The organism is Pseudomonas sp. GM25 (assembly GCF_000282255.1).
GTDB classification, from domain to species: Bacteria; Pseudomonadota; Gammaproteobacteria; order Pseudomonadales; family Pseudomonadaceae; genus Aquipseudomonas; species Aquipseudomonas aphyarum.
Genome location: NZ_AKJQ01000085.1, coordinates 1 through 25,942 on the forward strand (window position 1 = coordinate 1; position 25,942 = coordinate 25,942).

Here is a 25,942-nt window from a genome sequence, read left to right on the forward strand (position 1 = left end):
GGCCGCCAGCGGCGGTGCTGCCGGTGCCGTAACGAGTAATGCTCATGGGTGTTTCTCCTGATTGAAAAAGTGAAAAGTCAGAACCGCGTGCTTTTGAGAAATTCCGCCAGCCGCGGCGATTGAGGACGCTCGAACAGTTCCTTGGGAGGCCCCTGCTCTTCGATGCGCCCCTGATTCATGAAAACGATCTTGTCCGAGACCTCGAAGGCAAAACGCATTTCGTGGGTCACCAGCAACATGGTCATGCCGTCCTCGGCCAGGCCCTTGATCACGTTCAGCACTTCGCCGACCAGTTCCGGGTCGAGGGCCGAGGTGACTTCGTCGAACAGCATCAGGCTCGGGTTCATCGCAATCGCCCGGGCAATCGCCACGCGCTGTTGCTGGCCGCCGGACAACTGACCGGGAAAGTGATTGCGCCGCTCCAGCAGACCGACCCGCTCCAGCCATTTTTCGGCCAGGACCACGGCTTCGTCCTTGTGCATCTTTTTGACTTTCAGCAGGCCGAGCGTGACGTTCTGCAATGCGGTGAGATGCGGGAACAGGTTGAATTGCTGGAACGCCATGCCGGTCATCGCACGATGACGGGCAATGACTTTTTCCGGGTGGCGCACGCGTTTGCCGTTGAGTTCGTCATAGCCGATGGATTCGCCGTCGAGCAGGATCTGCCCGCCCTGGAATTCCTCCAGCATGTTCACGCAGCGCAGCAGCGTGGTCTTGCCCGAACCGCTGGAGCCGATCAGTGTCACCACGTTGCCGCGCTGCATGCTCAGGTCGACGCCCTTGAGCACTTCGACCGCGCCGTATTGTTTGTGCAGGCCACGGATGTCCAGCAGGGGCTGACCGTTCTGGACGTTGGAAACTTGAGCTTGAGTCATGGCAGGGCCACCCGCTTTTCAATGTGCCGGCCGAGTAATTCGATGCCGTAGTTGATGACGAAGAACAGAAAACCGGCGAACAGGTAAAACTCCAGGGTCATGAACGTCCGGGCGATGATCTGCTGGGTGCTGAGCAACAGCTCGGCCACGCCGATCACCGACAGCAAGGTCGAGGCCTTGACGATTTCCGTGGACGAATTGACCCAGGTCGGCAGGATCTGCCGCAGTGCCTGAGGCAACAGCACGTAGCCGAGGGACTGATAGAACGTCAGGCCGATGGCCTTGCCGGCTTCCATCTGCCCGCGTGGCAACGCCTGCAACGCCCCGCGCACGATTTCAGCGACGTGGGAGCCGCAAAACAGCGTCAGCCCGAGTGCGCCGGCCTGAAACGCGCTGATCTGCCAACCGAGCGCCGGTGCCATGTAAAAGCACGCCAGCACCAGCACGAACACCGGCGTGCCGCGAATCAGGTCGACATAAAAGCGGAACGGCGCGCGCATCCAGAACTTGCCGTAGGTCAGCACCAGCCCGGCGAATACACCGATGACCGTGCCGAACAGAATGGCCAGCGCCGACACTTGCACGCTGGTCAGAAAGCCTTGCCACAAGGCTTCGCGGGCAATCCACAACTCATGCAACCAACTGGGGGATTCGTACATCGCAGCCTCCTATCGGCGGATCGCCAGACGCTGCTCGAGGTAACGCAGCAGCATGGCAATGAGGTAACAGGCCGCGACATACAACGCCGTGGTCACCAGCCAGGTTTCGATCACCCGGTAGCTTTCGACGTTGATCTTGCGCGCGTAATAGGTCAGCTCCGGCACCGCGATCGCGGCGGCCAGCGAGGTGTCCTTGAACAGCGAAATGAAGTTGTTCGACAGCGCCGGCAGCACGTTGCGCAACATCACCGGCACGGTGACGTAGGCTTTCACCTGCCACTCGCCGAGGCCAATCGCCAGCCCCGCTTCGCGCTGGCCCTTGGGGATGCTCAACAAGCCACCGCGGAACACTTCGGTCAGGTACGCCCCGGCATACAGCGACAGGGTGATGATGAACGACGGGATCTTGTCCAATCGGATCCCCAGGCTCGGCAGCGCAAAGTAGATCAACAGAATCAACACCAGAATCGGCGTGTTACGGATCACCGTCACATACACCGATGCCAGCACCCGCAAGGCGCGATGCCTGGACAGCAAGGCAAACGCCATCAGCAGGCCGATCACGCAGCCGATGGCGATCGACACCAGCGCCAGTTCAAGACCCAGACCGAGCCCCGCCAGCAAGGTGTCGAAATCGCGCCACACGGCGGCAAAGTTCAACTGATAGTTCATGGTCGGCAGTACCTTGAGCGGGGCGCATCAGGGCGCCCCACTCTCACGGGATCATTTGAATTCGACAGGGAAACCGATGGCGGGCGATGGCAGATCGACGCCGAACCATTGCTTGAACGAGGCGGCGTAGGTCGGGAACTCAACACCGGTCATGGCTTCATGCAGGGCGGTGTTGACGAAGTTCAGCCAGTCCTGATCGCCACGTTTGACGGCGCAGGCGTAGGTCTGCGGGCTCCAGGCGTACGTCGGGCTGCGATAGCGGCCAGGGTTCTGCACCATCAGGTATTTGACCGAAGACTGGTCGGTGGCGGCGGCATCGGCACGGCCCGAGTTCACGGCCTGATACATCAGATCGACGCTGTCGTACTGATCGACCTTGGCCTTGGGCAGCGCCTGATGCACCAGCTCCTCGGCATACACGTTCTGCAGCACCGCGACGGTCACGCCGTCACCACCGGCCTGCAGGTCTTCGATTTCCTTGTACTTGCTGTTGTTCGGCAGCAGCAGGCCGACGCCTTCGCGGTAGTACGGCAGGGTGAACGCAACTTGCTGCGCACGGCTGGCGGTGACGGTGATGAACTGGCAGCTCATGTCGACCTTGTCGGTCAGCAGGTTGGGAATCCGCGCATCGGACGACTGCACCACGAACTCGACCTTGCTCGGGTCATTGAACAGCCCTTTGGCCACCATCCGCGCGATGTCGATATCAAAGCCCTGCAATTTGCCGTCCGCGCCCTGGAAGTGCCACGGCGCATTGGTGCTGCCGGTGCCCACAATCAGTTTTCCACGGGCCAGGACGCTGTCGAGCTTGCTGTCGGCCGCCTGGGCCATACCCATGACAGCGGACGAAGCCGCGAGAACAAAAACACACGCTTTGAACAAGGAAGGTCGGCGATGCATGGCAAGCACTCCAGAGAATTGTTTATTCCGCTATACCGGAACACGGTTTGTTACTACGGAATAGACAGCAGAAAGTGTGCCACAGGATTCGCGGGGAATCTGCACCCGTTTGAAAATTCACAGGAATCAAAGAGATACGTAAAAAGGAAAAATAGAGAAACAGTGAGAGAGCGGAGCGTGCGCTACCGTTGGCTACAACAATGCGGGTAGCAGGTTCCCAGTCGGTGCACGGGTGATCGATTCAGGGGCAGTGCCCATTGTTACCGTAAGAGATGCTGGAGCTGATGCAGGCAATTGGGTCAACGTTCGGTAGCAATTTTGTATACGTCTCCCCGCTCCCTCTTACCAATGGCAATGACCGTCACGATCAGCACTTCGTCTTTTACGCGATAGACCAGTCGATACCCGACATTCCGCAGCTTGATCTTGTAAGCCCCTCCAAGTCCTCTGAGCCGGTCAGATGGAACATGCGGATTCTCAAGCCGCTCCTGAAGCTTCTTCTTCAACTGCTCCTTGAGATTCGCATCAAGCTTTTTCCATTCTTTCCAGGCCTTCTCCGAAAACTCCAGCTCATAGATCATCTATCGAGACCTTTATGGTCGGATCATTTTCCCGTTCCTTGCACAGAGCAATCAGCTCCAGATCCTCAAGGCGATTCATCAGCGCTTCATAGGCTTTTGCCGGGACGCAATAAAAGGCCGGCTCATTGCGGTTGAGAATTGCGACTGAATCACCGCCGCCTGCTGCGACAGTTCCCATGGGATTTTTTTTCAGTTCGGAAATGCTTGCTACGACTTGGGAAAGGACAATATGAGTCATGAACGTTTGCCTCGGAGTGCTTTTCAGAGTGCTGAAAATAGCACTCCAGGACGCATCTGACTTCAATCCTTTTGCTACGGAAACTGCTTTCAAACCTGCATCGCTGCCCATCAGGAGCTCCTTTGATAAATGCCTGGAAAACGATACCAGCTGCCTGGTCTCCGCGGATCCGAGTCTTCTGAGGGAATGCTCTTGCATCAAAGTAGGACGAAATCATCCTTTGTAGGACCTACCTGTAATTTCTGACAGTAGACCGCCGTTTTGCCCTGCTTTAACGTCAAAGGCCTTCCAGACTCATTGATCAGGAGGCTCCAATGACAACACCGACTCGATATTCAGCGTTGCCCCCGACGTACCGGAAGGTCTTGAAAGCCAGGCGTCTTGTCGTCCTGTATTTCTTCAACGAGCACTGCGGTGCCTGCGTGTTTTCCAGCCCCGTTTTTCTCGAGACAGCCAAGCCCTTTCGGCCCTGGATGGATATCTTCATGCTCGATACAGCACAGTGTTGTCGGAATCCGGAGGTCTCGGGCACGCCGACGGTGTTGTTCTACAAGGAAGGCGTTCTGGTTAAAAAACTGAAAGGCATCGGTTCGGAAGAATCCCTCCTGCAGGACTTCACCCAATTCCTTGGCAAAACCAGACACTGTGTTGCACCGCGCAAACCGACCCATGACCTGAACTGGCTTCGCCACACCCTCAGCACCCTCTGCACCATCCCCCGCGCAAAACGATTGAACTTTTCCTGAAAGTGCCACCTAAGAGCCATCAGGTAATGGCACCGTCGTTCCAATTGATCTGTAACAACTAGCCTCGAAGCCGGATTGGACAAGCTCCCTTCCGGCTGCTTTTCTTTATTTCTCAGAAAGAGACAAGTGCTGACGGCCCTCTGGTCGCAGCCTTGCTTCGTCCCAGGAGGGGTCAATGTCCTTTAATGTCATGATGGTTTTCGGTACTCGCCCGGAGGCCATCAAAATGGCCCCGCTGGCCCGGGTTCTGCGTCACTGGCCCGACATCACACTCAACATCTGCTCCACCGGCCAGCATCGCGAGATGCTCACCCAGGTGCTGGACGCGTTCGAACTGACGGTCGACGAAGACCTGCAAGTCATGACCCAGGGCCAGACCCTGAATGGTCTGTCGCAGCATCTGCTCGCCCAGCTCGATCAGGCCTACGAGCGGGTCAAACCGGACATCGTGCTGGTCCACGGCGACACCACCACCAGCTTCATCGCCGCCCTCGCCGCCTTCAATCGCCAGTTGCCCATCGGTCACGTCGAAGCCGGTTTGCGTACCGGCAACCTGCGCGCGCCCTGGCCCGAGGAAGCGAATCGACGCCTGACCGGCGTGCTTACCGACCTGCATTTCCCGCCGACCTCCAAGTCCGCCGCCAATCTGCTGCGTGAAGGCGTACCCGAAGACAACATTGAAATCACCGGCAACACCGTGATCGATGCCTTGCTGTGGATGCGCAGGCACCAGCAGGAGATCGATTGGCATCCGCCTGCCGACTCGCCCCTCGCGGCGCTGGATGACCAGCGCCGGATGATTCTGGTCACCAGCCATCGACGGGAAAATCTTGGCGACGGTTTCCGCAATATCTGCCAGGCCCTGGCCGAACTGGCCGAGCAATACCCGGACGTGCAATTCGTCTATCCGGTGCACCTCAACCCGCTGGTGCAGGAGGTGGTGTACGGCATGCTGGCCGACAAACCGAACATCTATCTGGTGCCACCGCAGGACTATCCAAACTTCGTCTGGCTGATGGGCCGCGCGCACTTCATCCTGACCGACTCCGGTGGCGTCCAGGAGGAAGCCCCGGCAATCGGCAAACCGCTGCTGGTACTGCGCGACGTCACCGAGCGGCCTTCCGTGCTCGAGAGCGGCACCATGCTGCTGGTCGGCACCGACAAGGCGCGCATCGTCAAGGAAGCCCGCCAACTGCTGGACGACCCGGACACCTACGCGCGCATGAGCCGCGTGCACTTCCCCTATGGCGACGGTCACGCCAGCGAACTGATCGCCACCCGCCTCCACGCCTGGCTGAGCGCACGCTCGGCGGCGGGTAAAGGGGTATGAGTCTGGGTTGGGTCGATTTCTTCGCGTATGTGCTGTTCGGTCTCAAATATGTGGCGATTGCCCTCGCCCTGCTGATGTTCATCCTCGGGCTCGATGACCTGTTCATCGACCTCGTCTACTGGAGCCGCAAGTTCATCCGGCGCTGGCGGATCTACGAGAAATTCAAGCGCGCCGACGAGGAGCGTCTGTATTCGATTCCCGAGAAGCCGCTGGCAATCATGGTGCCGGCGTGGAACGAAGTCGGCGTGGTTGGTGAAATGGCGCGTCTGGCCGCCTCGACCATCGACTACGAGAACTATCAGATTTTCGTCGGCACCTACCCCAACGACGCCGAAACCCAGGCTGATGTCGACGCGGTTTGCCAGCACTACCCCAACGTGCACAAAGTGGTTTGCGCCCGACCCGGCCCGACCAGCAAGGCCGACTGCCTGAACAACATCATCGACGCGATCCTGCGCTTCGAGAGCGAGGCGAAGATCCAGTTCGCCGGGTTCATCCTGCACGACGCCGAAGACGTGATTTCGCCGATGGAATTGCGCCTCTACAACTATCTGTTGCCGAACAAGGACCTGATCCAGATTCCGGTCTACCCCTACGCGCCGGAGTGGAAAGGCTTCACCGCCGGGCACTACGTCGATGAGTTCGCCGAGAACCACGGCAAGGACGTCATCGTCCGCGAAGCCCTCACCGGTCAGGTGCCCAGCGCCGGCGTCGGCACTTGCTTCAGCCGTAAAGCCATCAGCGCCCTGCTGGAAGACGGCGACGGTATTGCCTTCGATGTGCAGAGTCTCACCGAGGACTACGACATCGGTTTCCGCCTCAAGCAGAAAGGCATGAAATGCATCTTCGCCCGTTATTCGGTCAGCGATCCGAAACTGGCGCTGGAGCAACCCTGGGTGTTCGGCATGAACCGCGAGTTTTCTCAGGTGATCTGCGTCCGGGAACACTTCCCACGTGACTTGCAACACGCAATCCGGCAGAAATCGCGGTGGATTGTCGGCATCGTGTTCCAGGGCACCAAGAACCTCGGCTGGAGCCGCAAGGGTCTGCTCAACTACTTCCTGTGGCGCGACCGTCGCGGGCTGATCGCCTACCTGCTGAGCTTTCTGGTGAACCTGCTGTTCCTGGTGCTGCTGGCGATGTGGGCGGTGACGATCATTTCCCCGGACTCGTGGCGCTATCCCTCGATCCTCGCCGACAGCTCGCTGCTCTCGGTGCTGTTGTGGCTCAACGGCCTGATGCTGCTCAACCGCCTGTTCCAGCGCGGCTGGTTCGTCACTCGTTACTACGGATTGGTTGAAGGTCTACTGTCAGCGCCGCGCATGATGTGGAGCAACTTCGTCAACTTCTTCGCCAACCTGCGCGCTCTGCGGCAAGTAATGGAGATGGGCGATTCACGACGTGTAGCCTGGGACAAGACTACCCATGAATTCCCGGCGCTGACCAAAGCGCAACGTACTCCGCTCGGCCACCGACTGGTGGAAAAGGGTCTGCTTACCGAAGAGCAACTGGAAGCGGCGATCACCAGCCCCGTACGCCGTCGACTCGGCCGCGAACTGCTGCTGCGCGAATACATCGACAGCACTCAACTGGTTCAAACACTCGCCGAGCAGCTTGATCTGGAATGGGCGCCGCTCAATCCGTTCAAGCTCGACAAGCGCCTGATCGATGCCGTACCGCGCCGGGTCGCCTCCCACTACGGCATTTTGCCGGTGGCCGAAGAAGGCGACACTCTGATCCTGGCCTCCGAAGGCCCGGTCAGCCAGGTCTCGCTGGGCGCCATCAGCCGTCAATTGAAACGCCCGGTGCGCAGCCGTCTCGCGCCTCAGGGCCGCGTCACATTGGGGATTCGTTACTGGTACGCCAGCCCCCGCCAGAATGAGGAAGTGCGTCATATGCTCGAAGTGCTTGAGCGCCATCAGGACGATGAAGCCCTGCTGGAGCGGGTCAGCCGCCATCAGGTGCTGCTGGGCAATCTGTTGCAGGTGCGCGGCATGGTGCCGCCGACCCTGTTCAATCAGGCACTGATCGACTTCGATGCCGAGAACATGTCACTCGGCGAGCATTTGATTTCCCGGGGCATGATTACCCCGGAAGTACTGGAGCAGGCCCTGGCCGATCAGGCCAGCGAACAGCAAGCCGCCTACCGCATCGTCCGGGAGGTCGCATGAAGCCTGTGCATCGTCAAACCCTGCTGATGGGCAGCCTTTTGCTGGGCCTGAGCACCGCGTATCCGCTGCAAGCGGCACCGCTGAGCGACTTCGAACAGTTCCGCAGCTACCCCTACATGGACCGCAGCTATCGCGAGGCGAAAAAGGGCAACTGGAAAGAAGTCGAACGACTGATGCGTCACTTGCTGGAAAAGGTCCCTAAGAACGACGAGGCGCGGGCACTGTTGGTGGAGTCCCTGGCCAAGCAACGTCGTTACAAGGAAGCGCTGCAAGCGTTGCCGGACAACAGCGACGCCCTGCTCGACCTGCGCCTGACCTGGATCGAACAGGACCCGCCGACCAGCGCACAAGTTGAAAGCTGGATGGCCACCAGCAGCCTGAATGACCGCGTACACCTGTGGCAGGCCTACAGCCTGAGTCTGGCCAAGTTCGGCGGCGCGGCCAAGGCCCATGACTGGCTGGCACAACTGGCGCCCAAGGGTGACGACAACATCTTGCGCCTGGCCCGCGCCAACTGGTCGGAGCAATTGCGCGACTGGAGCGGCACCATCGACCAACTGGCGCCGCTGGCCGCGCGCAAACAACTGGACGCCGAAGGCTGGCAACGGCTGGCCAACGCTTACGTGCAGCGCCTTGATGAAAAGCCGCTGCAGCAACTGCTGCAACAGGCGCCGAGTCCCGAGGCCGCGCGCAACATTCGCTTGGCGATGGTCGACCGCGCCATCGCCATGGGCCACGAGCAGCAGGCCCAACGCTGGATGCAGTCGCTGCCGGCCAGCGATCTCGCCGATCCGGCGCAGCGTCAGCGGCTGTGGGAACTGGCACGCAAGACCGAAGACGTGCCCACCGTGCAGCGTCTGAGCAACGATCTGCAACGTCCTTGCCTGGAAACCGCCGAATGGCTATCACGCCAGGATCCGGAAGCGGCGCTCAAGCAACTGCGCAGCTGTACACCGACGGACGATCCTCAGACCTGGCTGGTACTCGCCCAGCGCCTGCAAGCCACGGGTCTATTGCAAAGCACCCGTCTACCGGAGCCTTGGGATAGCCGTCGGCAAACGCAGGTGCTCGACATCTGGCAAAAGCAAGGTCGCAGCGCCGAGGTCAACGCCTGGCTGGCCGGTCAGAAGCAGACGCCCGATATCGTCAAGCGCCGGGCGGAGCTGACGCAGCGCATGGGACGGATGATTGAAGCGGAAACCCTGTGGGAACTGCATTACCGGCAAACAGGCAATCTTTCCTCGCTGAATCAGGCCACTTACCTGGCGGTAAATGCCGGCGATCGCGCGCACGCTCAACAGTTGCTGGAATCTGCGTTCGATCGCCATGACGGGCGTTTGCCAGCGACGGCGTTGCAGCGTCTGGCAGGTTTATATGCCGCAGCGCCCTCCACGACTCCGGAGCAACAGCGACGCATGGCACTCCTGCTCAACCGGGTGGACGGTGCCACGCGCGGCCAACTGCTCGCGCAACTCGCGGAGACCGGCCAGTGCGACGCCGTGCAGCAAGCCATCGGCAGCGACCCGCAAGCGGCGGGTGATTACCGCGCGCTCGGTCGCTGCGCCATGCCTGATCGCCCGGGTGAAGCCGTCGTCTATTACCAGCAGGCTGAAAAACTCGGTGATCGCGGCAGTCGTCTGCCGCTGGCCTATGCCCTGGAAGCGGCCGGTGATTCTGCCGGTGCGCTGACGATCTGGCGCAGCATCCCGACCGCCGAACTCAGCGACAACGCGCGTCTGACAGCCAGTCGCAGCGCCCTGAATGTTGGTGACAGCCAGACCGCAGAACGCTACTGGCAACAGAGCACCACGCGCGGCGCCAATGAATGGGCGCTCGGCGCAGCCATCGCCGACGCGCGGGGTGATTACGCCCAGGCACTGCAACGTCAGCGGCAGGCCCTGCAACAGGCACCGGATGCCGGGCACTTCTACGCCGCATCGGTCACTGCGCAAAAGGCCGGGGACTTGCCACAAAGCACCGCGTGGCTGGCCGAAGCGGTACGCCGCGAGCCGAACAATCCGCGTTATCGCGCCGACTACGGCATGCGTCTGGCCGGCGCCGAAACCCGCGAAGAGCGCGCCACGGCGATTCCGTATCTGCAACAGGCGACCCGGGATTTCCCCGAGGATTACCGCCTCGGCGAAACCCTGGCCTGGCGCTACGACGAAACCGAAGACAGCGCCTCCGCACGCAAGGAACTGCGCCGGGTGATCGATCTGGAGCAGAACCCGGTGGCGGCCGATGACGAAGACGGCAGCATGGAGGCCCGCCGTTATCGCCAGCGCCGCGCCCATGAAACCTTGTCCCGACGTGACAGCTTTACCGTTGCCAGCACCTGGTCACCGGCCGGGGTCTCAACCAACGACTTTCTGCGCCCGGATGACAGCGAAGGCAGCAAACGGGTGACCCGCTCGCAGAACGTTCAGGTCGCGATGTGGGATCACGCGTTGGGTGAAGAACCGAGTCGGGCCGGCAGTACGCTGTCGGTTTATGGCCGGATGCTGTTCGGAGGCCAAGGTCGCTCCAGCTATGGGGAAACCTTCGCTACCGGCGTCGGCCTGCGCTACAAGCCGTGGGGCACGGCCAACGTCAACCTGTATGCCGAAATCTACAAGCAAACCGGGGTCAGCGACGATGGCAGCGGCGGCATGCGCCTGGGGCAGTTGCTCAGCCCGGTGAAAGTCTGGGATCAGGGTCACGACTACGATCGCTTCGGCCGCACCAGCACCGACTACCTGCTGCGCGCCACCGCTTCGTTCCTTGATCAGGGCAAGTACCGCAATGACTGGCGGGTCGACGAAAACGAATGGGACGAGCGTTTCCTTTACCTCGACGCCGCATGGTGGACCAAGGCCGGCGATCACCAGTGGCTGTCGCGCTTCCAGCAAGGTCACGCCTGGAAACTGCCGTTCAGCGGAGCCCAGACGATCATGCCTTACGGCTTCCTTGAGTTTGCCAGCCAGGACCCGAGCAACGACTGGCGCCAGGACCTGCGCACCGGTGTCGGCCTGCGCTGGCAATGGTGGTACGACGAGGATCGCTACAACGCCTACCGTTCGAAACTGACGGTTCGCACCGAATATCAACAGTCGCTGGGCGGCAATCTGTATGAAGGCGGCAACGGTGTGCTGCTGGGCGTGGAGTGGAATTTCTGATGGCTCGATGGATGTTGTGTTTGTGCCTGCTGATGAGTGCCACTGTCGTCAAGGCCGATGAGCGTGTCTTCTATCAGCCACTGAATGTCGATGCCGGCCTGACTCAGGCGCAGTGGCAGAAAGTCTGGCAAGACACCGCGAAACAAGGCACGCGTACCGTGATCGTGCAGTGGACGGCCTATGGCGACTCGGACTTCGGCGGCGCCAATGGCTGGCTCGCCAACAGCCTGAAACTCGCTCAACGACAAGGTCTGCAACTGGTGCTCGGCCTGGCGATGGACCCGGCCTACTACAAGCGCATCGATGAACTGGACAGTGCCGGCCTCGGCGCTTACTGGCAGGCACAACTGGGTCAGTCACTGGCTCAGCAGCAGAAGCTGCGCCAGGACTGGAAGCTGCCGGTCAGCGGCTGGTATCTGCCGCTGGAACTGGACGACCTGCACTTTCTGGCGGCAGATCGACGGGCCACGCTTCAGCGTCAGTTGAAGGATTTCGCTGCGAGGCTGGATGCGCCGCTGCATGTCAGCGCCTTCAGTGCCGGCAAGCTGGCCCCGGCGGTCAACGGCCAATGGCTGGGCGAATTGACGGCGGCGGGTGCGCAGGTCTGGTGGCAGGACGGCGCAGGCACCGGTCGTTTGTCACCGCTGGTGCGCAACGGTTACGCCAGTGCACTGCCCTGCTCCGTGGGGATCGTGCGCGAAGCCTTCCGGCAGGTCAGCCGCGAGGGCGAGCCATTCCGTGCTGAACCGGCCAACCCGGATTCGACCTCGACCGGCTGCCATCGGAACGCGGTGTTTTCCCTGCGCTATCGTCCGTGGGGCTCGGTAATCCTCGATAACCAACGCAGGCATCCGGGCAGCAATGTACAAAACCATTGAAGACGAAGTCCTGAAGAAGACCGCGCCTGCCGAACTGTGGAGCGAGTTCATCCAGCATGAATTCGAGCGGCTGCACACATTCTGCCTGCTGATTTATCTGGCAAGCATCAGTGTCTGGATTGTCTTCGATCTGATCGTCAGTTTCCTGGGCGGGCAAGGTTTTACCTGGCGATCGATGGTGTTTCTGACGGTGTTTTCGATTCAGGCGGTCATTCTGCTGTTCACGCGAAAAGCCGCCCATTTCGACATCCTGAACATCCTGTTCGTCGTTGCCATGACCGTTGGCGTGCGACTGCTGATCGACGGCCTGCCCGCCAGTTTTCAACCTGCGTGGCTGGTGCTGGGCGCCTCGAGCATGCTTTACAGCATTTCGGTTCTGCCCATCAGCCGCTGGTCGTTTTACACCTCGCAAGGGGTGATCTGGCTGGTGCTCAATCCGTTTTTTGGTACCGAAGTCGGCCTTTTCGAACTCAAAGGCGTGATGACCATCGCGTACGCCGTGTTTCTCTGCGGGTTGACGATCTATACGTTTTTGAAGCTGCGCGAGGCCAAGCTCTACAACTACATCATGTCCAAGCTGTTGCTGGACCAGGCCTACAACGACACCCTCACCGAAATCCCCAACCGTCGCTCGTTCATGACCCGCGCCGGAAAAACCCTGCAAGCCGTGCCGCGCGAGCACGACCATTACCTAGCGATGATCGACATCGACAACTTCAAGAAAGTGAATGATGTGTACGGCCACGACATCGGCGATGAGGTGCTCAAGCGCATCGCGGCGGACATCAAAACCGTGATGTCACGTTTCGAGTACGCACGATTGGGCGGTGAGGAGTTTGCAATCTATCTGGCTGGTGTGCGCCGCGAGGATGTCGAGGCGCTGGCCGGGGAATTGTGCCGGGTGGTGCGTGAACAGCCGACCCGGCACCCGGTGACCATCAGCATCGGTCTGGCCCGGGTCGAAGATGGCGACACCCTAAACCAGGCCCTGATCAAGGCCGATGAAGCACTGTACGAGTCAAAGCATACCGGCAAGGACCGGTACACTTTTCATCAGTGAGGCCGTCAGGCCTCACGCACCAGCAACACCCGCGTCACGCGACGCTCTTCGACTGCCATCACGGTCATGCCCCAACCTTCATGTTCCAGTCGATCGCCCTTCATCGGCAGGCGATCCAGCAGGCTCATCACCAGCCCGGCGAGGGTCTGGTAATCCTCGGTCGGCTCGGCGCGAAAACCGGTGTGCTCGCGGATGCGGGTCAGATTCAACGCACCGTTGACGATGTACCCGCCCTGCTCTTCGACCACGTCGGGGCCGGCGATTTCGCTGGCGTCCGGCAGTTCGCCGGCAATCGACTCGAGAATGTCGGTCATGGTCAACACACCGACAAAATCACCGAACTCATTGACCACAAAGGCAATGTGGGTCGAGGCCGCACGCATTTGTTCCAGTGCGTTGAGGATCGAATAGCTGTCCAGCAGATTGACGGTCTTGCGCGCCAGGTGTTCCAGGTTCGGCTCGTTGCCGGCCAGATACTCCTTGAGCAGCTCCTTCTTGTGCACGAAGCCCAGCGGCTCATCGACCGCACCGTTACGAATCAACGGCAAGCGCGAGTAGGACGAATGCATCAACCGCGTACGAATAGCCTCGGCGTCGTCCGCCAGATCAATGTGATCGACATCGGCACGTACCGTCATCAAGGCGCGAATCGGTCGCTCGGCCAATTGCAGCACACCGCTGATCATCACCCGCTCGCGACGGTCGAACAGCTCCGCGCTCGGCGCTTCACCGTTATCCAGCAAGTCGGAAATCTCCTCGCCGACCTCTTCCACCGCCAGTTTGCGACCACCCAACAGACGCATTACCGCATGGGCCGTGCGCTCGCGCATCGGACGCAAGCCCTGCATCGAGCGCTTGCGACGGGCGCGGGCGATCTGGTTGAAGATCTCGATCAGGATCGAGAAACCAATGGCCGCGTACAGATAACCTTTCGGGATGTGGAAGCCCAGGCCTTCGGCCGTCAGGGCAAAACCGATCATCATCAGGAAGCCCAGACACAGCATGATCACCGTCGGGTGGGCGTTGACGAAACGGGTCAGCGGCTTGCTGGCAACGATCATCACACCGATGGACACGACCACCGCGATCATCATCACCGCCAGTTCATCGACCATGCCCACGGCCGTAATCACCGCGTCCAGGGAGAACACCGCGTCGAGCACGACGATCTGCGCCACGATCGGCCAGAACAGCGCATAAGCGGTGTTGGTCGAACGTTCGCCAATATGGCCTTCCAGCCGCTCGTGCAGCTCCATGGTCGCCTTGAACAACAGGAACACACCACCGAACAGCATGATCAGGTCACGGCCGGAGAAGCTCTTGCCGAACACTTCGAACAACGGTGCCGTGAGGGTAACCAGCCAGGAAATACTCGCCAGCAGGCCAAGACGCATGATCAGCGCCAGGCTCAAGCCGATGATGCGTGCGCGGTCGCGCTGATGGGGCGGCAGTTTGTCCGCCAGGATCGCGATGAACACCAGGTTGTCGATACCCAGTACCAGTTCCAGCACGATGAGTGTCAACAAGCCCAACCATGCCGTGGGATCCGCTAACCATTCCATAATCTGTCTCTATCTCTCGTCAGTGAATTCAGGCTGCCGGACACGGCAAAGTGCGGCGCGAAAGCTCGAAGGCTGCGCCAACAACGATAGTCGGTAGTCGGAAGACTGGATGTTGCGAGTGCGTCAAGACCGCGCCGTGGCGCGAGGGGAACAGGGTTCTTTGAATAGAACTGGGAGGCTCCGAGAGGGTGTTCATGCAAATCCTGAATGAAAAAAGGCCTTGAAGCGTACAGGCTCTGATGACTTTTCCTACAGCTGGAAATCATTTCAAAATCTGTACGCCGCAGACATCTCCGGACTTTTACGGGTAAAGCGTCGACAACACCCGGTCCGCATTGGCACCGCAACTCATGCCTTCGGGCTTGGATTGAATGTTGTCGATCACCTCCAGCAGCCGCGCCTTGCTCTGGGCCAGATGCTGCTGCATGACTTCGATCTGCTCGACCTTTCGGGTCAGGCCTGCCACCAGTTCATCGTGCTTGAACTCACCGGTGCCAGCGGCCGGCAACAACTGTTTGAGCTCTTCAAGGGAAAATCCGGCCTGTTGGGCGCTGCGGATGATGTTCAGGGTCTGCAGCACTTGTGGCGGGTAACGTCGGTAACCATTGCCCTGGCGCTCCACTTTGGGAATCAGTCCCTGAGCCTCATAAAAACGAATACTCGAAGCGCTCAACCCGCTCTGCTGCGCCAATTCACCGATTTTCATTTCAGCCTCGATTCGCCCGCTTGACATTAAAGTTAACTTTAAGCTTAGCCTCTCTCCATCACTGATGAGGAGTCAAGCAATGTCGCCCTTCCAGATTTTGAATCTGCCCAACGGTCAGACCGTCGGCAACCGTATCGCCAAAGCCGCCATGGAAGAAAACCTTGCGGACCGTGACCAGGCACCGTCCCGCGAACTGTTCCGTTTGTATCAGGCCTGGGCCGACGGCGGCGCCGGGTTGCTGTTGACCGGTAACGTAATGATCGACCGCCGTGCCATGACCGGGCCCGGTGGCGTGGTGCTCGAAGACGAGCGGCATCTGGAGCGCTTCCGCCAATGGGCCGAAATCGCCCGCAGCGGCGGCGCGCAGGTCTGGGTTCAACTCAATCACCCCGGCCGTCAGACCTTCGCCAACATGGGCCAGCAAGCGCTGGCGCCGTCGGCGGTGGCACTGGAAATGGGCTCGTTCTCGAAACTGTTCGCCGAGCCCAAGCCAATGACCGAGGACGATATCGAAGAAGTCATTCAACGTTTCGCCAAAAGCGCCGCGCTCGCCGAAAAAGCCGGATTCACCGGCGTGCAGATTCACGCTGCCCACGGCTATCTGCTCAGTCAGTTTCTCTCGCCGCTGACCAATCGCCGCACCGACCGCTGGGGTGGTTCGCTGGAAAACCGCGCGCGTCTGCTGCTGTCGGTGATCGAGGCCATCCGCCAAGCGGTATCGCCGCAGTTTTGCGTGGCGGTGAAGCTCAATTCGGCGGACTTCCAGCGCGGCGGCTTCGACACCGACGACGCGCGTCAGGTGATCGAATGGCTCAACGAGCAACCCATCGACCTTCTGGAACTGTCCGGCGGCAGCTACGAAGCGCCAGCAATGCAAGGCGAAGCGCGTGACGGACGCACCCTCGCCCGTGAGGCGTTCTTTCTGGAAATGGCCACTGAACTTGCCAGCGTCGCCCGGATGCCGGTGATGGTCACCGGCGGCATCCGTCGTTTGCCCGTGGTCGAACAAGTGCTCGACAGCGGCATCGCCATGGCCGGCATCGCCACCGCATTGGCCATCGAGCCAAGCCTGGTCAAACACTGGCGCGAAGGCCGCAACAGTGAGCCGCAACTGCCGCCGATCCGCTGGAAACGCAAACCGCTGGCCGCGCTGGCGAACATGGCCGTGGTGCGCTTCCAGATGGCCCGCCTGAGCCGTGGCCGCCAGCCCAAACCCGAGGTGTCGGCACTCTGGGCGCTGATCCGCGACCGCTTGTACCTCAGCCGCCGGACCCGTCAGTACCGTCAGGCGATGGAAGTCTAACGCCCGGCAAACCGCAGGCGAGACAACTGGCGCAGGTCGTCCTCGACGTAGTAGTCGTTGGTCCAGCTGTCATCCGCCGCCAACGGCTGTACCTGCTTCAACGCCAGTTTCTTCGCGAAGTAGCGAAAACGGTAATGCTCGTAGAACCGCAGCAGTTCCAGGCCATAACGGTCCGCCAGATCGGTGTCGCCGCGAATGATCAGGTAGTTCTCGTCATTGCCGTTGCTGGCCGAGGTACTGAGGTTGTGGCTGCCGCTGATGATGGTCGGGCTGTCGCTGGTGAAGTCGGTGACCACCGCTTTGGTGTGCACCAGCAGGTTGCCTTTCTGGCCCTTCATGTTCTCCCGCAGCCAGCCTTCCAGCCCGGTGTTGAGCAACGCGGTGGCGGCGAATTCGGCAGTTCGGTCAGCGTGAAACCCGGTGATGCGGCTGACCGTGTTTTGCAGGCCGTAACGCAGGATGTCGTCGTGGGGCTGGCCGAGCAACGCGTTGAGAATCGCGTCGGGCAAGGCGAATGCGGTGACGAACAGCAGGTCTTTCTTCGCCCCCTCGATGATATCGACGAACTCCCGCAGATCGGCGCCGCCGGTACGCGGTGAAAACCCGGCGAACAAGGCCTGCGCCGGCTTAATCGGGTTGTGTTGGGTGATCCAGTCGCGCGTGGCGCCGACGTCCGCCGGCTCCGCCCAGATCTGCTCGAAGGTTTTCAGGTAACTCGCGCTGACCGCCGAATCGTCCAGCACATGTACCACGTTGGCCTGTCGGTACACACCGTTGGCGGTGAAGTTGGTGCTGCCGCACAGCACTGCTTGCGGCTGGCGCTCACCGCCTCCGTCCAGGCGGCTGAGGACGATGAACTTGTTATGGAAAATGTTGTGAGTGACCCGCCCGCGCTTGCTGGTCGCAGGCAGTTTCGCAAGGCTTGCTTCGTTGATCGTCGTGTCTTCGTCGTCGGGCCGGGCGTGATACAGCACGCGCACCTGAACACCTCGATCGAACGCCGCGTTCACCGTGTCGATGATGGCTTGCAACTGGTATTCGTAGATCGCGATGTCCAGCGCCCACTGGCCGTTCACCGCACGCTCGATAAAGCCTTGCAGGCGCCCGAGCAGACCGTTCTCCAGCCACTGACGCGCTGCATCGGGCCAGGCTTCGATGGGCATGTTCTTGTTGGCGCTGATCTGTGCGTCGAGATCGGTAAATTTGCGCTGAAACGCCTGACTGGCGGCCACGGCACGGTTAAAGATCACGCCCTGGTTGGCGGGATGACCGTCGTCGGAGCGGATTGTCAGTTCCAGCGCTTCACCGAGTTGCGGCGCATCCGGCGTGCCATACGCCAGGTGCACGCGATAGTGAATCGTCATGCCGGGATTGACCGCGTAATCGGCCCAGCGAAATTTCTGCAGCGGCGCCTTGTCGCTCGGCGTGGCGTGAAACTGCGGGAAGGTGTGAACCTTGCCGGGAAAAGTCAGGCTGTTGAACAGGAACAGCCACGGTTTGTCGCCCTGCTGCTTTTCGATGGCAAACCCCAGCAGGCCTTTGCGGCGGGGTTCGGCGAGGTCCATGGCGAGCAGCACGCCGTTGGTGCCGGCGTAGGCCTTGACGCGAAAATCGTCCTGCGGATTGGCGACCAGTACGCGCATGATTCACTCCCTGTGATTTGGCCTTACTGCAGCATAGCTCTCAGACCGACAACAACTCGTCGATATGCCGGTAATCCGCGTCCAGTGCTGTCGCCAATTGTTTCGCGCGGCCCAGGCGAATCGGCCCGCGCTCGATATCGATCAACAGGCCCGGGCACGCGAGCCCTGGCAGTTCCGGACAGTCTTTCAACCGGCCATCGGTGATCACCAGCAACCGTTGCTGTTCGGCGGGGAAACGCTTGCGCCGCACCGCCAGCCAATGCCCGGCCTCCGTCAGCGCTGCCAACAGAGGCGTGCCGCCTCCCGCGCCCAATCCATCGAGCCAGGCGCGCAACCCGCTGGAGGCTTTCAGCCCTTGCACCTGCCATTTCGGCGCGGCGCCGCTCGCAGTCAACAACGCCAGGCGCGCGCGCTGCCGGTAAGCGTCGTCGAACAGTTGCGCAAGCACGCCCTTGGCATCGCTCAATGCCTGATGGCGACGGGTCGAAGCGGAGGCGTCGACAATCACCAGCCACAGTTCATGGGACGTGCGGGTGCGCAGTTGAAACAGCAGATCCGCCCGGGTTTTCGGGCGTCCATTGAGCAAAGTTCCGGGCCAGTTGACCGAGCCACTGCGAGCCGCGTGACGCTTGCCCTGGCGACCGTTATCGAGGCGTCCGGCGCGGGGTCTGGCATTCGCCCCCGCGTCGGATCGGGGACGAATGCCTAAGGCTTTTTTGGCCAGACGGGCACTTCGCGGCGAGCACCGGTGGCGAGGGCTGGGGCCGGCATTTCACCCCACTGCCCCTGCCCTTCGCTCGGTTCGGCGTTAGTGCCGGACGGCGATTGCGCCGGTGGCTGCGTACTGGTCGGAGACTGTTCGCGACGACGATGACGCAGTGCAAACTCAGCCACGGCATCGATGTCCTGCTCGGCGATGGCTTCAGCTCCCCGCCACGCAGCATGCGCCCGCGCGGCACGCAACCAGACCAGATCGGCGCGCAAACCGTCGACGCCAGCCGCGAAGCAGCGCTCGGTGATCTGCGCCAACGCCGCGTCATCCAGCGGAATACCCGGTAAAACTTTGCGGGCGCTCTCGCAGCGCTCGCGCAGTGCTTGCTGCTCAGCCTCCCACTGCGCACAGAACGCCCGCGGATCACTATCGAAATCCAGTCGACGACGAATGATCTGACCACGCTCGACCGGCGCCGTATGACCGCTCAGGGCGACGTTGAGGCCGAACCGATCCAGCAATTGCGGACGCAACTCACCCTCTTCCGGGTTCATCGTGCCAATCAATACGAACTTCGCCGAATGCCGATGGGAAATCCCGTCACGCTCGATCAGGTTGGTGCCGCTGGCAGCCACATCAAGCAGCAGATCCACCAGATGATCCGGCAACAGATTCACTTCATCGACATACAACACACCGCCGTCAGCCTTGGCCAGCACACCGGGAGAAAACTGCGCACGACCGTCGCTCAACGCCGCGTCCAGATCCAGCGTACCGACCAGTCGCTCTTCAGTAGCGCCCAACGGCAAGGTGACGAACTGACCGCTGGCCAACAGATCCGCCAGACCCCGGGCCAGCGTCGACTTGGCCATGCCGCGCGGGCCCTCGATCAGCACGCCGCCGATCTTCGGATCAATGGCCGTCAGGTACAGCGCCAGTTTGAGATCATCGGCGCCGACCACGGCGGAGAGCGGGAAATGCGGGGTGTCGGTCATGTTCAGTCTCAGCTCTCTTCTTCTATGTCCAGCAGCAGGTTTTCCAGGGCCTCTTTGTAGGCGCCCGGTTCCTGCCACATCCCGCGTTGCTGCGCTTCGAGCATACGCTCGGTCATGTCGCGCAAGGCGTGGGGATTATGCTCGCGCACGAAGTCGCGGGTCGCCGGGTCCAGCAGATACGCATCGGCCAGCAACGCGTACTGATGATCGTCGATCAGTTGCGTGGTGGCGTCGAAGGCAAACAGGTTGTCGACCGTCGCCGCCAGTTCGAACGCGCCTTTATAGCCGTGACGCTTGACGCCGTCGATCCATTTCGGATTCGCTGCCCTTGAGCGGATGACCCGGTTCAGCTCTTCCTTCAAGGTGCGGATTTTCGGCAAATCCGGCTGACTGTGATCGCCGTGATAACTGGCCGCTGCTTCGCCGCGCAGGCTTTCCACGGCGGCGAGCATGCCGCCCTGGAACTGGTAATAGTCGTTGGAATCGAGCAGGTCATGCTCGCGGTTGTCCTGGTTTTGCAGCACGGCCTGCACCTGGCTCAGGCGCTGGACGAATTGCTCGCGGGCGGCGGTGCCCTCATCGGAGCCACCGTAAGCATAGGCGCCCCAGTTCAGGTAGACCTCGGCCAGATCCTCGCGGGTTTGCCAGAGTCGACCATCGATAGCGCCCTGCACACCCGCGCCATAAGCGCCGGGTTTGGCACCGAAGATCCGCCAGCCGGCCTGACGCCGGGCAGCCTCTTCGTCCAGCCCGGACTGGCGCAGCGCCTCACGCTCGGCACGTACTTTGGCGGCCAGCGGGTTGAGTTCGTCCGGCTCGTCGAGCTCCGCCACGGCTTGTACGGCAGCGTCGAACAGGCGGATCAGGTTGGCGAACGCATCGCGGAAAAATCCGGAGACCCGCAGCGTGACATCCACCCGAGGCCGGTCGAGCAGGCTCAGCGGCAGAATCTCGAAATCATCGACCCGCTGACTGCCGGTGGCCCACACCGGACGCACGCCCATCAGCGCCATGGCCTGGGCGATGTCGTCACCGCCGGTGCGCATGGTCGCGGTGCCCCAGACCGACAGGCCGAGCTGGCGCAGATGGTCGCCGTGATCCTGCAGGTGCCGCTCGAGAATCAGGGTTGCCGACTGGAAGCCGATTCGCCAGGCCGTGGTGGTTGGGAGATTGCGCACGTCGACCGAATAGAAATTGCGCCCGGTAGGTAGCACGTCGAGGCGGCCGCGACTCGGTGCGCCGCTTGGGCCGGCCGGGACGAATCGGCCGCCGAGGGCGTCGAGCAAGCCGTGCATTTCGGCCGGGCCGCAGGCGTCGAGGCGTGGGGCGATCACTTCGCGCAGGGCGTGGATGATCGCCTGCACATCTGACCAGCCTGAAGCGTCCAGTTGCGCAACATCACCCACCAGCGACTGCTCGATCAAATGCGCCGCGAACAGCTCAAGGCGTTCACGGGTATCCCCCGCCGTGCGCCAGACTTCATCGCTCAGCAATTGCAGTTCCATGGGACGCGGGCCGGTCCAGGGATCAGCCAGTGCGCAATCCAGCGGATCGAAACCCAGTTGAAACGCCTTGGCCAACGCCCGCAACAGGCTCGATTGCGCCCCTTTGCCATCGCCACGCGGAATCCGCAGCAGCGCCAGCAAGGTGTCGATGCGCAGCCGTCCGCTCGGCGACTCACCGAAAATATGCAGGCCATCGCGGATCTGCGATTCCTTCAGATCACACAGATAAGTATCCAGACGCGGCAACCAGATCGCCGCATCGGCATCGCTGTCGAGGGCTTCGTCGAGTTGCAGTTCGCGATCAATCTGCGTGTCACGCACCAGTTGCAGAATGTCGCGTTGCAACTCCCGGGCGCGGCGCGGATCGAGCAACTGAGCTTCGTAATATTCGTCCGCCAACAGTTCCAGATTGCGCAGCGGACCGTAGGTTTCGGCACGGGTCAGCGGCGGCATCAGGTGGTCGATGATCACTGCCTGAGTGCGACGTTTGGCCTGGGCGCCCTCGCCCGGGTCGTTGACGATAAACGGATAGATGTTCGGCAGCGGCCCGAGCAGCGCATCCGGCCAGCAATTCTCCGACAGGCCCACGCCTTTGCCCGGCAGCCACTCGAGGTTGCCGTGCTTGCCGACGTGAATCACGCCGTGAGCGCCGTAGGTCTGGCGCAGCCAGAAATAGAACGCGAGGTACGCGTGCGGCGGCACCAGATCCGGGTCGTGATACACCGCGCTCGGATCGACCTGATAACCCCGCGCCGGTTGAATGCCGACGAAGGTCAGACCAAAACGCAGACCAGCGATCATCATTCGCCCGTCACGGCACATCGGATCGTGTTGCGGTGAACCCCAACGCTCCAGCACCGCCGTGCGATTGGCTTCCGGCAGTGCGTTGAACATCGCGAGGTAATCGTCCATCGCCAGGCTTTGCTGGCACGGGCGCTGATCGAGGGTGTCGAGGTCATTGCTGACGCCGCCGAGCAATTGCTGGATCAGTTCGGTGCCGCTGTCCGGCAGTTCGGCCGGCAACGGATAACCTTCAGCCTGCAACGCTCGCAGGATATTCAGCGCGGCGGCCGGCGTGTCGAGGCCGACGCCGTTGCCGATGCGCCCGTCCCGGGTCGGGTAATTGGCAAGGATCAGTGCGACGCGCTTGTCAGCGTTCGGCACCCGCGCCAGATCGACCCAGCGCCGCGCCAGTTCGGCCACAAAATCCATGCGTTCAGGTTGGGCCCGATAACACACGACATCGGACTGACTGCGCTCGCTGCGCCACGCCAAGTCCTTGAAACTGATCGGCCGGCTGATGATTCGTCCGTCCAGCTCAGGCAAGGCGATGTGCATCGCCAGATCCCGCGGACCGAGGCCCTGCTCGCTCTCGCGCCAGCCGGGTTCATTGTCCTGGGCGCAGATCGCCTGGATCACCGGAATGTTGCGACGGAACGGCCGCAGATGCGGCGCTTCCGGGCTGGACTGGGCGAAACCGGTGGAGTTCAAAATCACCGATGCCTCGACTTCATCCAGCCAGTCCTCGACCACCGACAGGCAGCCGGGCTCTTTCAAACTGGCCACGGCGATCGGCAGCGGATTGAGTCCGGCCGCCTGCAACCGTTGGCAGAACACGTCGATAAACGCCGTGTTCGCCGCTTGCAAATGCGAGCGATAAAACAACACCGCCGCGACCGGTTGACCGGGCAGCCAATCGGCTTGCCAGTCACTCAGTGCGGCGGTGTTTTTGTTCGGGTGGTAAATCGCCGTGCGTGGCAGCGTTTGCGGCTCGCCCCACACGTAATCCCGCGCCAGCCAGCGATTGGCCAGGCAACGGAAAAAGTCCAGCGCATTGCCCATGCCGCCCTGACGCAAAAACTGCCAGAGCCGGTCGCGATCCTCGGCGCCCACGGTGCTGAGGTCGCTGAGCTCCGGGTCGGGCCGGTCATCGCCCGGCACCAGAATGACCTGCACGCCACGCTCGGACAACTCGACCAGCCGCTCGACGCCATAGCGCCAATAAGCGATGCCGCCGTGCAGCGAAATCAGAATGACCTTGGCGTGACGCAGCACTTCATCAACGTACAGGTCGACCGACGCATGGTTCTGCACCTGCATCGGGTTGGCCAGCCGCACGCTCGGGTAATCCTCGGGCAGTTGCTGCGCCGCTTCGGCGAGCAGCGCGAGGCTGGAATCACCGCTGCACAGGATCACCAGCTCGGCGGGGGTTTGTCCAAGGTCGGCAATGTTGTCATCCGACACGAAACCGCCGGGCTGGGTCCTGAGCAGGTGCATGGCTTAAACGCTGAGCGCGGCGCGCAGTTGCGCTTCGAGCTGAGCCGCGTCCAGTGCCTGACCGATCAACACCAGACGCGTCACGCGCGCCTCATCGGCGCCCCACTGACGGTCGAAGTGTTTGTCGAAACGCGTGCCCACGCCCTGGATCAGCAGGCGCATCGGCTTGTTCGGGATCGCTGCAAAGCCTTTGACCCGCAGGATGCCGTGCTGAACCACCAGTTGCGTCAGCGCGTCGAGCAGCAGGCTTTCGTCGGCTTGCGGCAGTTCGATGGAGATCGAGTCAAAAGCGTCGTGATCGTGGTCATCGTGATCGTCATCGCCTTCACCGTGGTGGTGATCGTGATGGCTGTGGCGGCTGTCGATGTGTTCTTCGGAACCGGCGCCGAGGCCGATCAGCACGTCCAATGGCAGGCGACCGTTGCTGGCTTCGATGATTTTTACCGCTGGCGGCAGTTCTTCGGCGACTTCCAGACGGACGCGCGCGAGGTCTTCAGGGCTGGTCTGATCGGCCTTGTTGAGGATCACCAGGTCGGCGCTGGCCAGTTGGTCGGCGAACAGTTCGTGCAGCGGCGATTCGTGGTCCAGGTTCGGATCGAGTTTGCGCTGGGCATCGACCTGATCCGGGAACGCGGCGAAGGTGCCGGCGGCCACGGCCGGGCTGTCGACCACAGTAATGACCGCGTCAACGGTGCAGGCGCTGCGGATTTCCGGCCACTGGAAGGCTTGCACCAGCGGTTTTGGCAGGGCCAGGCCCGAAGTCTCGATCAGGATGTGGTCGAGGTCGCCGCGACGGGCTACCAGTTCACGCATCACTGGGAAGAACTCTTCCTGAACCGTGCAGCACAGGCAGCCGTTGGCCAATTCGTAGACGCGGCCGGTGGCTTCTTCTTCGGTGCAGCCGATGGTGCATTGCTTGAGGATTTCACCGTCGATGCCCAGCTCGCCAAACTCGTTGACGATCACCGCGATGCGGCGGCCCTGGGCGTTGTCGAGCATGTGCCGCAGCAAGGTGGTTTTGCCCGAGCCGAGGAAGCCGGTGACGATGGTGACGGGAAGTTTGGCCAGTGTTTTCATCGAATGCCCTTTGGCAAGGTGGCGGGCATACGGGACGAGACCGGCGACGCGGGTGCGTGCCTGGAGAGTTCGCCACCGGATCACCCCGCCCGGTTGAAAGTGAGAATCTGTGACGAGGCAGGTCTCCTGGCTGACGGTGTTCGGGCCTTGGCCCGGTATTCGCTGCGCCTTCCCGCTGGCTCTGGATTGAGTTGGCAGTGGCGTGGCAGCGAACAGCACCGTTCACAGTTGCGGGGGCAGCCGCGGCTTGGACCGCGTTCCCTTCTTAGCTTCGGCGTGGGCCGAAGAACCTCGAAAGCGCAAGGCTACGCAGGGTGTGGGGATGGGTCAATGGTTCGTGGAGTTTGGGATTGAGAGCATATCCGTTGCTTCGGGTGCTGCCGCTGGCGGTTTCGCTCTTACAGCGAGTCCCTTTTTCAAACGCCAAAAAGGAACCAAAAGGCTTTTGCCCCGGCGTACGGCACTTCGCTTAGGCTCAGTGTTCCCTCGCTACGGTGTTCACCAGGGGGCATCGCCTACGGTTTGCTTCGCTGCACCTCCTCTCGATGTATGCGGCTCCGCCGCACGGCGCTACGCGCCTACCCCCTGATGGACACCTCCGCTCGGCCTGCCGAAGGGGCTTGAAATCAAAAGCCAGGGCCAGGGCCAGAGCAAAAGCCAGATCAAGAGCCCCCCTCACCCTAGCCCTCTCCCGGAGGGAGAGGGAACTGAACGAGGTGTTTGGGAGAGCTACGCCGACGTGAAGTACCGAGTCGAACTCAAGTTTTGAAAAAACCACAAATCGGCTCCCTCTCCTCGGGGAGAGGGCTGGGGTGAGGGGTAAACCCACCACAAAACCAAAGCCAAACACGCCCCGCTCCTCCCCACTCACCACAATGAGCGTTAGCTCGAGTACCG

20 protein-coding genes, 1 pseudogene and 1 riboswitch are annotated in these 25,942 nt (G+C 61.4%); of the genes and pseudogenes, 7 read left to right on the forward strand and 14 right to left on the reverse strand.

Annotation, left to right across the window (positions count from 1 at the left end; all coding sequences use genetic code 11):
- Positions 1-77: 77 nt before the first annotated feature.
- The 6 genes from PMI24_RS28130 to PMI24_RS28155 form a co-directional block, all read right to left on the reverse strand.
- Entirely contained in the window at positions 78-875 is a 798-nt protein-coding gene (locus PMI24_RS28130) for an amino acid ABC transporter ATP-binding protein (protein WP_007960239.1), read from the reverse strand.
- The gene (locus tag PMI24_RS28135) at positions 872-1,534 is read right to left on the reverse strand and encodes an amino acid ABC transporter permease (RefSeq protein WP_007960241.1); all 663 of its coding nucleotides are present in this window, start codon (positions 1,532-1,534) and stop codon (positions 872-874) included. The genes PMI24_RS28130 and PMI24_RS28135 overlap by 4 nt, the downstream gene beginning before the upstream one ends.
- Before the next feature lie 9 nt (positions 1,535-1,543).
- Positions 1,544-2,206 carry an amino acid ABC transporter permease gene (locus PMI24_RS28140; protein ID WP_007960243.1) on the reverse strand — a complete coding sequence of 221 codons (663 nt, stop codon included), beginning with the start codon at positions 2,204-2,206 and terminating at the stop codon, positions 1,544-1,546.
- A gap of 51 nt (positions 2,207-2,257) precedes the next feature.
- Positions 2,258-3,106, reverse strand: coding sequence for a transporter substrate-binding domain-containing protein (locus PMI24_RS28145; RefSeq protein ID WP_007960245.1), 849 nt, complete (start codon positions 3,104-3,106; stop codon positions 2,258-2,260).
- A gap of 299 nt (positions 3,107-3,405) precedes the next feature.
- Complete coding sequence (locus tag PMI24_RS28150; RefSeq protein ID WP_007960250.1) at positions 3,406-3,687, reverse strand: type II toxin-antitoxin system RelE family toxin; 282 nt, start codon at positions 3,685-3,687, stop codon at positions 3,406-3,408.
- Positions 3,677-3,925, reverse strand: a complete 249-nt coding sequence (locus PMI24_RS28155; RefSeq protein WP_007960251.1) for a type II toxin-antitoxin system Phd/YefM family antitoxin — start codon at positions 3,923-3,925, stop codon at positions 3,677-3,679. The genes PMI24_RS28150 and PMI24_RS28155 overlap by 11 nt, the downstream gene beginning before the upstream one ends.
- A 314-nt stretch (positions 3,926-4,239) precedes the next feature.
- Here PMI24_RS28155 and PMI24_RS28160 point away from each other — a divergent pair, with 314 nt between their 5' ends.
- From PMI24_RS28160 to PMI24_RS28185, 6 genes are all read left to right on the forward strand, one after another.
- Complete coding sequence (locus tag PMI24_RS28160) at positions 4,240-4,671, forward strand: thioredoxin family protein (RefSeq protein ID WP_007960254.1); 432 nt, start codon at positions 4,240-4,242, stop codon at positions 4,669-4,671.
- A gap of 175 nt (positions 4,672-4,846) precedes the next feature.
- The gene (wecB, locus tag PMI24_RS28165; protein WP_007960255.1) at positions 4,847-6,001 is read left to right on the forward strand and encodes a non-hydrolyzing UDP-N-acetylglucosamine 2-epimerase; all 1,155 of its coding nucleotides are present in this window, start codon (positions 4,847-4,849) and stop codon (positions 5,999-6,001) included.
- A complete protein-coding gene (gene nfrB / locus PMI24_RS28170; protein WP_007960257.1) occupies positions 5,998-8,172 on the forward strand; it encodes a cyclic di-3',5'-guanylate-activated glycosyltransferase NfrB in 2,175 nt (724 codons plus the stop codon). Before wecB ends, nfrB begins: the two co-directional genes overlap by 4 nt.
- On the forward strand, positions 8,169-11,327 hold the full coding sequence (locus tag PMI24_RS28175) for an NfrA family protein (protein ID WP_007960259.1): 3,159 nt from the start codon (positions 8,169-8,171) through the stop codon (positions 11,325-11,327). The genes nfrB and PMI24_RS28175 overlap by 4 nt, the downstream gene beginning before the upstream one ends.
- Positions 11,327-12,205: a DUF4434 family protein gene (locus PMI24_RS28180; protein WP_007960260.1), complete on the forward strand. Its 879-nt coding sequence runs from the start codon at positions 11,327-11,329 to the stop codon at positions 12,203-12,205. The genes PMI24_RS28175 and PMI24_RS28180 overlap by 1 nt, the downstream gene beginning before the upstream one ends.
- Entirely contained in the window at positions 12,189-13,265 is a 1,077-nt protein-coding gene (locus tag PMI24_RS28185) for a GGDEF domain-containing protein (protein WP_007960261.1), read from the forward strand. Before PMI24_RS28180 ends, PMI24_RS28185 begins: the two co-directional genes overlap by 17 nt.
- A gap of 5 nt (positions 13,266-13,270) precedes the next feature.
- Here the strand turns inward: PMI24_RS28185 and PMI24_RS28190 are convergent, their stop codons facing one another.
- Both PMI24_RS28190 and PMI24_RS28195 read right to left on the reverse strand, forming a co-directional pair.
- Positions 13,271-14,827: a TerC family protein gene (locus PMI24_RS28190; protein WP_007960262.1), complete on the reverse strand. Its 1,557-nt coding sequence runs from the start codon at positions 14,825-14,827 to the stop codon at positions 13,271-13,273.
- Positions 14,828-15,128: 301 nt separating this feature from the next.
- The gene (locus tag PMI24_RS28195; protein WP_007960263.1) at positions 15,129-15,533 is read right to left on the reverse strand and encodes a MerR family transcriptional regulator; all 405 of its coding nucleotides are present in this window, start codon (positions 15,531-15,533) and stop codon (positions 15,129-15,131) included.
- A 79-nt stretch (positions 15,534-15,612) separates the two neighbouring features.
- On the opposite strand from PMI24_RS28195, the gene PMI24_RS28200 reads away from it, so the two are divergent.
- Positions 15,613-16,836 carry an NADH:flavin oxidoreductase/NADH oxidase family protein gene (locus PMI24_RS28200; protein ID WP_007960264.1) on the forward strand — a complete coding sequence of 408 codons (1,224 nt, stop codon included), beginning with the start codon at positions 15,613-15,615 and terminating at the stop codon, positions 16,834-16,836.
- On the opposite strand, the gene PMI24_RS28205 is transcribed toward PMI24_RS28200, so the two are convergent.
- The 6 genes and pseudogenes from PMI24_RS28205 to PMI24_RS29575 form a co-directional block, all read right to left on the reverse strand.
- Complete coding sequence (locus PMI24_RS28205; RefSeq protein ID WP_007960265.1) at positions 16,833-18,479, reverse strand: phospholipase D-like domain-containing protein; 1,647 nt, start codon at positions 18,477-18,479, stop codon at positions 16,833-16,835. The two genes, PMI24_RS28200 and PMI24_RS28205, sit on opposite strands and share 4 nt — an antisense overlap.
- A gap of 40 nt (positions 18,480-18,519) precedes the next feature.
- The gene (locus PMI24_RS28210) at positions 18,520-19,182 is read right to left on the reverse strand and encodes a vWA domain-containing protein (RefSeq protein ID WP_238553911.1); all 663 of its coding nucleotides are present in this window, start codon (positions 19,180-19,182) and stop codon (positions 18,520-18,522) included.
- Positions 19,183-19,184: 2 nt separating this feature from the next.
- Positions 19,185-20,186, reverse strand: a complete 1,002-nt coding sequence (locus PMI24_RS28215; protein WP_007960268.1) for an ATP-binding protein — start codon at positions 20,184-20,186, stop codon at positions 19,185-19,187.
- A gap of 8 nt (positions 20,187-20,194) precedes the next feature.
- Entirely contained in the window at positions 20,195-23,968 is a 3,774-nt protein-coding gene (gene cobN, locus PMI24_RS28220) for a cobaltochelatase subunit CobN (protein ID WP_007960271.1), read from the reverse strand.
- A 3-nt stretch (positions 23,969-23,971) separates the two neighbouring features.
- Positions 23,972-25,045, reverse strand: a complete 1,074-nt coding sequence (cobW, locus tag PMI24_RS28225) for a cobalamin biosynthesis protein CobW (protein WP_007960272.1) — start codon at positions 25,043-25,045, stop codon at positions 23,972-23,974.
- A 99-nt stretch (positions 25,046-25,144) separates the two neighbouring features.
- Positions 25,145-25,354, reverse strand: a riboswitch (cobalamin riboswitch).
- 166 nt (positions 25,355-25,520) lie between these two features.
- Positions 25,521-25,942: pseudogene (locus PMI24_RS29575) on the reverse strand (hypothetical protein); the annotation flags it as partial.